The following is an 11,682-nucleotide window of genomic DNA, read 5'->3' on the forward strand; positions in this document are numbered from 1 at the left end:
CCGTTATGTTATGAACGAATGCTTACTTTCTGATGCGAATCACCGGCGTTTCGCCGACGGTGACCTGGCCAGTCAGCTTAATCAATTCCTTGATTTCATCCATGTTGGAGATGACAACCGGTGTCAGGGTTGATTTCGCTTTCTCTTCCAGCAACGGCAGGTCAAACTCGATAACCACGTCGCCTTTTTTGACCTTCTGGCCTTCTTCAGCGATGCGTTTGAAGCCTTCACCTTTCAGTTCTACCGTATCGATACCGAAGTGGACGAACAGCTCAATGCCATTGTCTGATTCGATCGAAAAAGCGTGATTGGTTTCAAAAATCTTACCGATAGTGCCATCAACAGGAGCAACCATTTTGTTGCCGCTGGGCTTGATCGCAATACCGTCGCCCACGATTTTTTCTGCAAACACCACATCTGGTACGTCTTCAATGTTCACGATTTCGCCTGACAGAGGCGCTACAATGTCAATTGTCCCAGCGCTATCCGTTTTTTCGCCAAAAAGTTTAGAAAACAAACCCATGATCTTCTCCTAAGCAGTAATTTGGGGCCAGCATCATGCGGATTAGCAGAGCGTTTTTTCCTTAATGAACTTGTTTACCAGGTTCATTAAATCTTCCGCTGTCGGTTGAGCCAGTGCCTGCTCCGCCAATGCCTTCGCATCTTCAAAATTAGTATTACGAATGATTTTCTTGATGCCAGGGATAGAAATGGCACTCATGCTGAACTCGTCCAGCCCCATTCCCAGTAACAGTAGTGTAGCACGTTCATCACCTGCCAGCTCACCACACATGCCGGTCCATTTACCTTCAGCGTGAGATGCATCAATGACTTGCTTGATTAAGTTAAGCACAGACGGCGCCATTGGGTTGTACAGGTGCGAGATCAAATCATTACCACGATCGACCGCCAGAGTATACTGCGTCAGATCGTTTGTCCCAATACTGAAGAAGTCGACTTCCTTCGCCAGATGATGAGCAATCACGGCTGAAGCCGGGGTTTCCACCATGATGCCGACTTCGATGCTCTCATCAAAGGCTTTACCTTCTTCACGCAACTGCGCTTTCAGCAGTTCCAGCTCCGCTTTCAGGCTGCGTACTTCTTCAACTGAAATAATCATCGGGAACATGATGCGCAGTTTACCGAAAGAGGAGGCGCGCAGAATGGCACGCAGCTGCGCATGCAGAATCTCTTTGCGGTCCATGGCGATACGGATAGCGCGCCAGCCGAGGAACGGGTTCTCTTCTTTTGGCAGGTTCATGTAAGGCAGATCTTTGTCGCCGCCGATGTCCATGGTACGCACGATAACGGCCTGTGAACCCATGGCTTCAGCGACGGCTTTGTACGCCTGGAACTGCTCTTCTTCGCTTGGCAGTGAGTCACGATCCATAAACAGGAATTCGGTGCGGTAGAGACCCACGCCTTCAGCGCCGTTACGTTCAGCACCGGCGATATCGCGCACAGTACCGATGTTGGCGCAGACTTCAACCTGATGACCATCCAGCGTAACGGCTGGCAGATCTTTCAGCTTAGCTAATTCATGTTTTTCCGACAGATACTGGTTCTGTACGGCTTTCAGCTCTTCCTGAATCGCTTCTGAAGGATTGACGTGAATCGCATTGTTAACGCCATCCAGAATCAGGAAATCGCCATTTTTCACCGTGACGGTCACATTGCCGGTACCGACAATGGCTGGGATCTCCAGCGAGCGCGCCATGATTGAGGTATGTGAGGTACGGCCACCCAGATCGGTGATAAAGCCCAGCACCTTCTTCAGGTTCAGCTGTGCGGTTTCTGACGGCGTTAAATCTTTTGCCACCAGAATGGATTCGTCCGGAATAGCGCTCAGGTCAACGATATGCAGACCGAGGATGTTTTGCAGCAGACGCTTACCGATGTCACGTACGTCAGCCGCACGCTCTTTCAGATATTCGTCATCTAACTCCTCCAGTGCTTTCGCCTGGCCATCGATAACCGAGTAAGCAGCAGCATCGGCAGAAGCGTGATCTTTTTTGATCAGGTCGATGATTTCCTGCTCCAGCTCTTCATCTTCCAGCAACATAATGTGGCCTTCGAAGATTGCTGCTTTCTCTTCACCGAGGGTTTCACCCGCTTTGACGCGAATCGCTTCCAGTTGTAATGCCGCTTTGCTGCGGCCATCGAGGAAGCGCTGAACTTCCTGCTCAACCTGGTCATCAGAAATTTTCTTGCGGTTGATGACGATCTCGTCTTCTTTCAGCAGCAGTGCTTTGCCGAAAGCGATACCTGGTGATGCTAAAATGCCTGAAATCATAACGCTACCTTTTAATCACGATGGCTGATGGGACTCTGTGCGGTGCCATTGTCGCGGGACACGTACTCTACGAAAGCAATAACGCGGACAGGTTGTCCGCGATCAAGATGTTTGCACTCAATGGCGCAGAGGAGTCGATTTGCTGGAGAGCTGAGCGGAGATTACTCCAGTTCAGCCATCAGTTTGACCAGATGCTCAACTGCTTTCTGCTCGTCTTCACCTTCCGCGGAAAGGGTCACAACCGTTCCCTGGGTTAAACCCAGTGTCTGCAGCTTGAACAGGCTCTTCGCGCTCGCTGATTTACCGTTAGAGGTCACGGTAATTTCTGACTGGAAAGCTTTGGCTTCTTTAACGAATTGCGCAGCTGGGCGAGTGTGCAGACCGTTTGGTGCAGTAATGGTAACTTCTTGCTGGAACATTCTATTTCCCCAACGTTATCAGGATGAGTGTTATGGATCTAAAGTCTAGCCTGGAGCCTTTACTTTAGCCTGTGTAGGTGCGCGGGTATAGCTTCATGCTGACCAAAGACGCGCATGCGTCAAATCTACAGTCCGTTGCGTCTCAAAACCGATTCTACACGTCACCGGTTAATTATGCCGTGATTCGCCGTTTCACTGAATCCGTAAATCGATTCAGCTTGATCCACTTCAAACGCGGATTAATTTCAGGCATCGAAATAATTGGCAGTCTAAATACCAGAGCGGCGTCACTGAAATCAATCTGCCGGGTGATGAAAGTGAGATCTGCACCACAAAAAAGCACCCGATTGGGTGCTTTTTTCTCCATTTTCGGACTATCGGCCTCTGCTACTGAAGCTCTTTTTCAGTGAAGAGATCGGCAAACAAAGCGGTACTCAGATAGCGTTCACCGGAGGAGGGGAGGATCACCACAATATTTTTGTTGGCGAAGGCTTCATCTTCCTGCAGCTTCAGCGCCGCGGCAACGGCAGCACCGGATGAGATACCGGCCAGAATACCTTCCTCTTCCATCAGCCGACGCGCCGTACTGATCGCCTCTTCATTGGTGATGGCCACGACGCGGTCCACCAGATTCAGCTCAAGGTTGCCCGGGATAAAGCCTGCGCCGATACCCTGAATTTTGTGTGGGCCGGGCTTGATCTCATCGCCCGCCAGCGCCTGAGCAATCACCGGGGAATCGGTCGGCTCAACCGCGACGGTAATCAGATCTTTTTTGCCTTTGGTGTTTTTGATGTAGCGGCTGACGCCGGTCAGCGTACCGCCAGTGCCGACACCGGCAATAAAGACATCCACTTCGCCGTCCGTGTCTTCCCAGATTTCCGGGCCGGTGGTCTTTTCATGGATTTCCGGGTTGGCCGGGTTGCTGAACTGCTGCAGCAGCACATATTTATCCGGATTGCTGGCAACAACCTCTTCAGCTTTACTGATGGCACCTTTCATGCCTTTGGTGCCTTCGGTCAATATCAGCGTCGCGCCCAGCGCCTTCAGCAACTTACGGCGCTCCACTGACATGGTTTCTGGCATCGTCAGCGTTAATTTATAACCGCGCGCTGCGGCGACATAGGCCAGAGCAATACCGGTGTTGCCGCTGGTCGGTTCAACCAGTTCAACACCCGGTTTCAGAATACCGCGTTTTTCTGCGTCCCAAATCATATTGGCACCGATACGGCATTTTACGCTGAAGCTCGGGTTACGGGATTCAACTTTCGCAAGGATGCGGCCGTTACCGATGCGGTTCAGTCGAACCAATGGCGTATGACCAATTGTCAAAGAGTTGTCTTCATAGATCTTACTCATAGCCTGTCCTTAACTGTATGAATTATTGGGAACCCTATGAGCATACCTTTTCTGCCTGGTGGCGGAAGGAAAGAAATCGTATATCTATATGTCGCCCGGCAATAAGCCCTGCTAAAAAGAGCATAAGGCGCACTGATGAATTTAACGCAACTCATGACGTGCCAGCGTTGGCCGGTAGCGATCGACCCACATGGCGGTGGCACCGCAGACGGCAACCGGCATGATCACCAGGTTCAGAACCGGGATCATGGTGAACAGACTGATTAGCGCGCCAAACTGCATATTGGCCGTTTTGTGTTGACGCAGGGCGTTGCGCATCTGCTGAAACGGCACTTTGTGGTTATCGAACGGATAGTCGCAATACTGGATGGACAACATCCAGGCGCTGAACAGGAACCACAGCACCGGCGCAACGGTCTGGCCAAAGCCAGGAATAAAGTAGAGCAGCAGCAGTCCCAGCGCGCGGGGCAGGTAATAACCCAGTTTTTGCAGCTCGCGCTTCATAATGCGCGGCACATCCTTAATCATTCCAGCCCAGCCGCTGTCCGGCAGGGGCTTGCCTGTCAGGCGGCCTTCCAGTTGCTCGGCCAGCAGGCCGCAAAACGGAGCGGCAATCAAGTTTGCCAGGGTCGAAAAGAAGTAGCTGAACACCAGCACAATCGCAATCACCGACAGCGGCCATAACAGATAGCTCAGCCACTGCAGCCAGTCCGGAATATGGGCCATCAGACGCGGGATCCAGTCACCGAGACGATAGAAAAGCCAGATGAAAGCGCCACCCAGCATCACGATATTGATCAGCAACGGCATCACCACAAAGCGGCGAATGCCAGGCAGACGTACCAGTTTCCAGCCCTGGCTAAAGTAGTGCATGCCGTTAAAATTTGAGACGGAATTCTCAAGGGCCATAAAGCCAGTTCTCCTGAAGATGTTAAGGCGCGCCCACTATAACCTGGCTTTTTCTCCAGGCCAGGTGCCGTTTGGGTAAAAAAACAGCGAAAAAGCGTGGGTTGCCTATCTTATTTGTCAGAAAATAGTGCACAGACTTGCACTTGTGTAGCAGGGCAAATACAGTTAGAGGATAAAGTTTGCCGCGGTGGCAAGGTATTGGAACAACAGAGAATACAATGATGCAGGATTTGCGTCTGATATTAATCGTTGTTGGCGCGATCGCCATTATAGCGCTCCTTCTTCACGGGCTGTGGACCAGCCGTAAAGAGCGTTCGTCAGTGTTCCGCGATCGCCCGCACAAACGTCTAAAACAACGTGATGAAAATGATGAGCAGGACCTGATTGACGACGAGGATGATGGCGTCGGCGAGGTTCGCGTTCGTTCTGATCGCAACGTACATCAGGAACCGCGTTTCGATGAGATTCGCGAGCCACAGCCAGAAGCGCCGCGTAAGCCTGCGCCCGCTGAGCCTGTGCGTCAGCCTGCGCCACGACCCGCACCGCAACCCGAACCTGAAAGCGACCCGCTTTTTAACACCGCACCGCAGCCTGCTCCGCAGTCGCGCCCTGAACCGGTTCGTCAGCAGCCCGCACCCACTTTTGTCGCGCCGCCCGTTCAGGCCGACCCACTGCTGGATCTCGACCCGCTGGAATCTGTACAGCCAGCACCGCAGTACCAGGCAGAACCTGAGCCGCAGCCTGAAGTGACACCGGCGCCCGCGCCAGCACAGCCTGCTGCTAAAGCGCCAGCGGAAAAACCGAAAGAAGCGGTACTGGTGCTGCATGTTGCCGCACACTCGGGCGGTGAACTGAACGGTGAGGCCCTACTGCAGGGTATTCTCCAGGCGGGCTTCCAGTTTGGTGAAATGAACATTTTCCATCGTCATCTCAGTCCGGCTGGCAGCGGCCCTGTATTGTTCAGTCTGGCCAATATGGTTAAGCCGGGCTCATTCAATCCTGACCTGATGACCGATTTCAGCACGCCTGGCATCTCTATCTTTATGATGGTGCCTTCTTATGGCGATGCGAATCAGAACTTCAAGCTGATGCTGCAGTCGGCTCAGCGTATCGCTGATGATGTAGGTGGCGTGGTGCTGGATGATGAGCGTCGCATGATGACGCCACAGAAGCTGGAAACTTACAAAGCGCGTATCCGCGATGTGGTTGGCGTCTGAGACCTGCGCTAAACGCTATCTGAATTGTTAAAAACAAACCCCCGCCTGTCGGGGGTTTTTTATCTGATGGGGCTTTATGAAATCCGTCCAGGATCACATCACCGAACTGCGCACCACGTTGCGCCATCATGAATATCTCTATCACGTTATGGATGCGCCGGAAGTGCCGGATGCTGAATACGATCGTCTGATGCGTGAACTGCGTCAGCTGGAGGAGGAGCACCCGGATCTCATTACGCCAGACTCGCCGACACAACGCGTCGGTGCCGCGCCGCTGACGGTCTTCGAGCAGGTGCGCCATGAAGTCCCGATGCTGTCGCTGGATAACGCCTTTGATGAAGCCACGTTTATGGCTTTCAACAAGCGGGTGCAGGATCGCCTGAAAAGCAGTGACGACATAACCTACTGCTGTGAACTCAAGCTCGATGGCGCTGCGGTCAGCCTGATGTATGAAAATGGTCTGCTGGTCCAGGCCGCAACGCGCGGTGACGGCACAACCGGCGAGAACATTACCGCCAATGTCCGCACCATTCGCGCTATCCCGCTGCGGCTTAAAGGCGACAACATTCCGGCACGGCTGGAAGTGCGTGGCGAAATATTTATGACGCAGCGCGGCTTTGAAAAGCTGAATGAGGAAGCACGCCGGACTGATGGCAAAGTCTTTGCTAATCCGCGCAATGCAGCAGCCGGTTCTCTGCGTCAGCTGGATCCGCGCATTACCGCCAAACGTCCGCTGACCTTCTTCTGCTACGGTTTTGGCCTGCTGGAAGGCGGTGAGATGCCGCACAGTCACATGGGGCGTCTGCAACAGTTTAAAGCCTGGGGCCTGCCGGTCAGCGACCGCATTAAGCTGGTGCACAACGCAGAAGAAGCCCTGGCCTTCTATCGTGATATTGAGCAACAGCGTCCGAATCTGGGTTTTGATATTGATGGCGTGGTGATCAAAGTCGATTCACAGGAACTGCAGGAAAAACTGGGCTTTGTGGCGCGCGCGCCGCGCTGGGCGATTGCCTTTAAATTCCCGGCACAGGAACAACTGACCTGGGTGCGGGACGTCGAATTTCAGGTTGGCCGCACCGGGGCTATCACACCGGTAGCTCGCCTTGAGCCGGTGCAGGTCGCGGGCGTGATCGTCAGCAATGCCACGCTGCATAACGCGGATGAAATCGAGCGGCTGGGATTACGCATCGGGGATCGGGTCGTTATTCGCCGCGCCGGTGATGTGATCCCGCAGGTGGTCAACGTGGTGCTCGCCGAGCGCCCTGAACAGACGCGTGAAGTCCTGTTCCCGGCACACTGTCCGGTTTGTGGTTCCGAGGTTGAACGGGTCGAAGGGGAATCGGTCACGCGCTGCACGGGCGGTTTAATCTGCGGTGCTCAGCGCAAAGAGGCGCTGAAGCATTTTGTCTCGCGCCGGGCACTGGATGTTGATGGCATGGGCGATAAGATTATCGACCAGCTGGTGGAGAAAGAGTACGTCAACACGCCAGCGGATCTGTTCCGTCTCACGGCGGGCAAACTGACCGGACTGGATCGCATGGGGCCGAAATCGGCGCAAAACGTTGTCGACGCGCTGGAGAAAGCGAAATCGACTACGCTGGCGCGTTTCCTCTATGCACTGGGCATTCGTGAAGTGGGTGAAGCCACCGCTGCCAATCTGGCTAACCATTTTGGTGAGTTGCAGAAGGTCATGGATGCCGATCTTGAGGCGCTGATTGCAGTGCCGGATGTCGGCAAAGTCGTTGCGGCACACGTGCGCAACTTCATGGAAGAGGAAAGCAACCGTGAGGTTATCCGCCAGCTGGTCGAGGATATCGGTATTCACTGGCCGCAGGTGGTGGTGGTGAGAGCCGAAGAGATCGACAGTCCGTTCGCGGGTAAAACGGTGGTGCTGACTGGCTCACTGTCGCAGATGAACCGCGATGATGCCAAAGCGCAGCTGATCGCGCTGGGCGCAAAAGTCAGCGGCAGTGTCTCAAAGAAAACTGATTTGCTGATTGCCGGTGAAGCGGCTGGTTCAAAGCTGGCGAAAGCAGCGGAGCTTGGCATTGAAGTGATTGATGAAGCGGAAATGATCCGCCTGCTGGGAGCCTCAGATGGATGAACATCAGCTGGTGGCGATAGCCAATACGCCTATGCCGTTTGGCAAATATAAGGGGCGGATGCTGATCGATCTGCCTGAGCCTTATCTGCTGTGGTTTGCCCGCAGTGGGGACTTTCCGTCTGGTCTGCTGGGTGATCTCATGCAACTCACCCTGACAATAAAAATTGAGGGTCTGGAAGGGTTAGTTAAACCGCTTCAGACCCGCAAGTAACGCTGCCCACACTGGCGGGCAGCCGATCTATTTCTGAGACTCCATTACCGAATCCTTGACCTGCACAGCCTGCTGCTGCTTCTCATTGGTCTTCTTATAACGTCCGGCAATAAATGAGCAGACCATCAGCTGTACCTGATGGAAAATCATCAGCGGCAGCACAATAATCCCCACGGTACTGGCCGGGAACAGGATATTCGCCATCGGCACGCCATTCGCCAGACTCTTCTTCGAACCACAAAACAGCACCACAATCTCATCGGCGCGTTTAAAGCGGAACAGACGCGAGGCCAGCAGGTTGATAATCAGCACGGCGGTCAGCAGGATGATTGAGCCTGCCACAATCCACAGCAGCGTAATCAACCCAACGCGATGCCAGATGCCGTTAACCACCGCTTCACTGAAGGCGGAGTAGACCACCAGCAGAATGGAGGTCTGGTCGGTTTTGCCAATCAGGCTGCGGTGCTTTTCAACCCAGCCCCCGATCCAGCGCCGTGAGAGGTGTCCCAGCACGAAAGGCACCATCAGTTGCAGCATAATCTTCCCGATCTGCTCCAGTCCATCGCTGGGCGCGCTGCTGTGAATATCCATCACCAGGTTCACCAGCAACGGCGAAATAAACACACCCAGCAGGCTTGATGCAGAGGCGCTGCATACCGCTGCCGCAACGTTACCGCCCGCCATGGAGGTAAACGCGATAGCGGATTGCACGGTCGCAGGCAGGATACAGAGGTAGATAAAGCCGGTATAAATTTCCGGGCCGACATTAACCGGATGCCACCAGACCAGCAACAGACCCAGCACCGGAAACAGCACAAAGGTGCTGAACATAATCCACAGATGCAACCGCCAGTGACTGCTGCCTGAGATGATCTTTTCACGCGACAGCTTGGCACCATGCATAAAGAACAGCAGTGCTATCGCTGCTGTCGCGAGATAGCTGAATATATCAACGTAGATCCCTCTGGCTGGCAGGAAAGAGGCCAGTAGCACAGTGATGATGAGTTTAACCATCATCGGATCGAGTTTTAAAAATCCCATTGTTAAATTCCGGTAAATTTTTCAATAGCGCGATTGTGCGTGAAACCTGTTTAGAAATAAAATTGATTTATTGAATTAATCTATGAGCGGAATCGATGAATTACACCCTGCGTCAGCTACGAACCTTTATTGCGGTGGCTCACTATGGCGGATTCAGCCAGGCGGGGCAGGCGATAGGTCTGAGTCAGTCGGCGGTCAGCCACAGTATTAAAGAGCTGGAAGCGGAAACCGGCGTGCGGTTGCTGGATCGAACCACCCGGGAGGTGATGCTGACTGAAGCGGGAAAACAGCTGGCGTCACGCATGGAGCGCCTGCTGGAGGAGATTCATACCACGCTGCTGGATATCCGCAGTTTTGGCGAACAGCGCAGTGGTACCGTCAGGGTGGCAGCCAGCCAGACCATTTCCGCTCATCTGATGCCGCAATGTCTGGCCGCCAGCCAGCAACACTTTCCTGACATCAAAGTGATACTGCACGATCGCGCCCAGCAGTGGGTGCTGCAAAGTGTGCGTAACGCCGAAGTCGATTTCGGGATTGTGATTGGGCCACTCAGCGACAGCGATTTTGACAGCATCGCGATTCTGGATGAGCCTTTCCTGCTGCTATGCCGTGATGATGATCCGCTGGCGCAGGTGGAAAGGGCAGAATGGTCAATGCTGGATGGCCGCACCATGGTGCTTCAGGACTACGCTTCCGGCAGTCGGGTCCTCATTGATGCGGCGATGCAGCAGCAGAATATCAGGGCTGAAGTCGTTCAGGAGATTGGTCATCCCGCTACGCTGTTTCCGATGGTACAGGTGGGGATCGGCATCAGTATTCTGCCCGCGCTGGCGTTACCGTTACCGGCAGATCGCGCATTAACCGTGCGGCGTCTATATCCGGAAATCAATCGTAGCCTTACGCTGATCAAGCGTAAAAACCGTTCGCTGACGCCTGCTGCCGAAGCGATCTGGCAGGAGGTGCGCCAGCAGGCGACGCTGCTGGCGCAACAACGCGAGGCCAGGCCCGCATTTTAGATGTAGACGTCAATTTTGTTGGTGTCGGTAGGGCGGTTAATCCCGTCTGCTTTGCTCTCACTGACGGACGAGCTGTCACTCTTTGGCTGATCCTGCTCGGCCTGCTTCTGTTCCAGCTGAGCAATCTGTGCCTGCAGCATGGTGATTTGTGACTGATACATCTGCTGCATTTCAGACTTCTGTTCGTCAGTCAGTTCTTTGTTGTCGGCCAGCTCTTTGACTTGCGTTAAGACGTTCTGAATCTGTTTATTCAGCGCCGCGACCTGAGAGGCAACACTGCCGCTACCGCTGTCACCGCCACTGACTGCACTGCTTAGAATTCCGGAAATTGAAGACATCATTTTTCTCCCTGTAAGTTGTCAGATACGTTATCGGCACGCTGTGAAACGACTTGAGAGCTGAAATTGTTAAGGTTGCGAAAAGGTGAGAGCTTATCTGTTAAGCCAATGTCAGTGCAGCAGAAAAAAAACAGGCACCAAAAAGGGCTTAAAGACAGCAGATAAGCTTAAAGCGAGGGGAGCACAGGCCTGTAGCAAAGCATCGCGGGACAGGGACAAAAACGCCGGGAGCGTTTTTGAACAACGCAAAGCGTTGGCCCGTCTGCGGGCGCACCTCAGGGATGAGGTGCGTAATCGCCCGCGCTGAGCCTGCCATGGATGGCGATTTTGCGTCTTTGCGAAAGGCCTGTGCTCCCTGAGCCAGCACTTTGTTTAAAGTCAGAAATAGCTGGAAAAAGCAGTTCCACTCTGAAGCGCAGGAAATCTCTCAATAGCAGAAACGAAAAAAGCGCCTTAAAGGCGCTTTATTCTGAATTGGTGGGTCGTGCAGGATAGCCTCGGCCCGTCGTGGGCCTCGCCCTGAGGGTGATGCTGTCGCATCAGCCTGAATCGCTCCCGGCGATTCAGTCGAACCTGCAGCAGGTTCTCATCCTGCACGGTAAAGTCCGTGCCCCGGAAACGAATAAAGCGCCTTAAGGCGCTTTATTCTGAATTGGTGGGTCGTGCAGGATAGCCTCGGCCCGTCGTGGGCCTCGCCCTGCGGGTGATGCTGTCGCATCAGCCTGAATCGCTCCCGGCGATTCAGTCGAACCTGCAGCAGGTTCTCATCCTGCACGGT

11 protein-coding genes and 2 other RNA genes are annotated in these 11,682 nt (G+C 53.7%); 4 read left to right on the forward strand and 9 right to left on the reverse strand.

The window, feature by feature from the left end; translation table 11 throughout:
• Nucleotides 1–22: 22 nt before the first annotated feature.
• The 5 genes from crr to cysZ all read right to left on the reverse strand — a co-directional run bounded on the left by crr (nt 23) and on the right by cysZ (nt 4,977).
• Nucleotides 23–523, reverse strand: coding sequence for a PTS glucose transporter subunit IIA (crr, locus tag NR201_RS15830; protein WP_010259911.1), 501 nt, complete (start codon nt 521–523; stop codon nt 23–25).
• Between the two features lie 42 nt (nt 524–565).
• Entirely contained in the window at nt 566–2,293 is a 1,728-nt protein-coding gene (gene ptsI / locus NR201_RS15835) for a phosphoenolpyruvate-protein phosphotransferase PtsI (RefSeq protein WP_010259908.1), read from the reverse strand.
• A gap of 161 nt (nt 2,294–2,454) precedes the next feature.
• Nucleotides 2,455–2,712 carry a phosphocarrier protein Hpr gene (ptsH, locus tag NR201_RS15840; RefSeq protein WP_003848868.1) on the reverse strand — a complete coding sequence of 86 codons (258 nt, stop codon included), beginning with the start codon at nt 2,710–2,712 and terminating at the stop codon, nt 2,455–2,457.
• Nucleotides 2,713–3,099: 387 nt separating this feature from the next.
• Nucleotides 3,100–4,068: a cysteine synthase A gene (cysK, locus tag NR201_RS15845; RefSeq protein ID WP_010671366.1), complete on the reverse strand. Its 969-nt coding sequence runs from the start codon at nt 4,066–4,068 to the stop codon at nt 3,100–3,102.
• Between the two features lie 141 nt (nt 4,069–4,209).
• Nucleotides 4,210–4,977 carry a sulfate transporter CysZ gene (gene cysZ, locus NR201_RS15850; protein WP_256849955.1) on the reverse strand — a complete coding sequence of 256 codons (768 nt, stop codon included), beginning with the start codon at nt 4,975–4,977 and terminating at the stop codon, nt 4,210–4,212.
• Nucleotides 4,978–5,195: 218 nt separating this feature from the next.
• On the opposite strand from cysZ, the gene zipA reads away from it, so the two are divergent.
• The 3 genes from zipA (at nt 5,196) to NR201_RS15865 (ending at nt 8,509) form a co-directional block, all read left to right on the forward strand.
• Nucleotides 5,196–6,194, forward strand: a complete 999-nt coding sequence (zipA, locus tag NR201_RS15855; protein WP_022624162.1) for a cell division protein ZipA — start codon at nt 5,196–5,198, stop codon at nt 6,192–6,194.
• 76 nt (nt 6,195–6,270) lie between these two features.
• Nucleotides 6,271–8,298 carry an NAD-dependent DNA ligase LigA gene (gene ligA / locus NR201_RS15860; protein WP_022624163.1) on the forward strand — a complete coding sequence of 676 codons (2,028 nt, stop codon included), beginning with the start codon at nt 6,271–6,273 and terminating at the stop codon, nt 8,296–8,298.
• The gene (locus NR201_RS15865) at nt 8,291–8,509 is read left to right on the forward strand and encodes a DUF3820 family protein (RefSeq protein WP_003848878.1); all 219 of its coding nucleotides are present in this window, start codon (nt 8,291–8,293) and stop codon (nt 8,507–8,509) included. The genes ligA and NR201_RS15865 overlap by 8 nt, the downstream gene beginning before the upstream one ends.
• Nucleotides 8,510–8,536: 27 nt before the next feature.
• Here NR201_RS15865 and NR201_RS15870 read toward each other — a convergent pair whose 3' ends face one another.
• A complete protein-coding gene (locus NR201_RS15870) occupies nt 8,537–9,550 on the reverse strand; it encodes a bile acid:sodium symporter family protein (RefSeq protein ID WP_010671370.1) in 1,014 nt (337 codons plus the stop codon).
• Nucleotides 9,551–9,645: 95 nt separating this feature from the next.
• Here NR201_RS15870 and NR201_RS15875 point away from each other — a divergent pair, with 95 nt between their 5' ends.
• The gene (locus NR201_RS15875; protein ID WP_010259882.1) at nt 9,646–10,566 is read left to right on the forward strand and encodes a LysR family transcriptional regulator; all 921 of its coding nucleotides are present in this window, start codon (nt 9,646–9,648) and stop codon (nt 10,564–10,566) included.
• Here NR201_RS15875 and NR201_RS15880 read toward each other — a convergent pair.
• The 3 genes from NR201_RS15880 to NR201_RS15890 all read right to left on the reverse strand — a co-directional run bounded on the left by NR201_RS15880 (nt 10,563) and on the right by NR201_RS15890 (nt 11,682).
• Nucleotides 10,563–10,904 carry a FlxA-like family protein gene (locus NR201_RS15880; protein ID WP_157352943.1) on the reverse strand — a complete coding sequence of 114 codons (342 nt, stop codon included), beginning with the start codon at nt 10,902–10,904 and terminating at the stop codon, nt 10,563–10,565. The two genes, NR201_RS15875 and NR201_RS15880, sit on opposite strands and share 4 nt — an antisense overlap.
• 475 nt (nt 10,905–11,379) lie before the next feature.
• Nucleotides 11,380–11,515, reverse strand: a non-coding RNA gene (locus tag NR201_RS15885) — RtT sRNA.
• Nucleotides 11,516–11,557: 42 nt separating this feature from the next.
• A non-coding RNA gene (locus NR201_RS15890) (RtT sRNA) lies at nt 11,558–11,682 on the reverse strand.

The organism is Pantoea sp. Fr-CA_6, assembly GCF_024520895.1.
GTDB classification, from domain to species: domain Bacteria; phylum Pseudomonadota; class Gammaproteobacteria; order Enterobacterales; family Enterobacteriaceae; genus Pantoea; species Pantoea agglomerans.

Excerpts from the sequence above, each read along its gene's own strand:
- NR201_RS15865 (WP_003848878.1), top strand. The coding sequence starts at position 8,291 with ATGGATGAACATCAGCTGGTGGCGATAGCCAATACGCCTATGCCGTTT.
- NR201_RS15870 (WP_010671370.1), bottom strand. The coding sequence starts at position 9,550 with ATGGGATTTTTAAAACTCGATCCGATGATGGTTAAACTCATCATCACT.
- cysZ (WP_256849955.1), bottom strand. The coding sequence starts at position 4,977 with ATGGCCCTTGAGAATTCCGTCTCAAATTTTAACGGCATGCACTACTTT.
- cysK (WP_010671366.1), bottom strand. The coding sequence starts at position 4,068 with ATGAGTAAGATCTATGAAGACAACTCTTTGACAATTGGTCATACGCCA.
- ptsH (WP_003848868.1), bottom strand. The coding sequence starts at position 2,712 with ATGTTCCAGCAAGAAGTTACCATTACTGCACCAAACGGTCTGCACACT.
- NR201_RS15880 (WP_157352943.1), bottom strand. The coding sequence starts at position 10,904 with ATGTCTTCAATTTCCGGAATTCTAAGCAGTGCAGTCAGTGGCGGTGAC.
- ptsI (WP_010259908.1), bottom strand. The coding sequence starts at position 2,293 with ATGATTTCAGGCATTTTAGCATCACCAGGTATCGCTTTCGGCAAAGCA.
- zipA (WP_022624162.1), top strand. The coding sequence starts at position 5,196 with ATGATGCAGGATTTGCGTCTGATATTAATCGTTGTTGGCGCGATCGCC.
- NR201_RS15875 (WP_010259882.1), top strand. The coding sequence starts at position 9,646 with ATGAATTACACCCTGCGTCAGCTACGAACCTTTATTGCGGTGGCTCAC.
- crr (WP_010259911.1), bottom strand. The coding sequence starts at position 523 with ATGGGTTTGTTTTCTAAACTTTTTGGCGAAAAAACGGATAGCGCTGGG.
- ligA (WP_022624163.1), top strand. The coding sequence starts at position 6,271 with ATGAAATCCGTCCAGGATCACATCACCGAACTGCGCACCACGTTGCGC.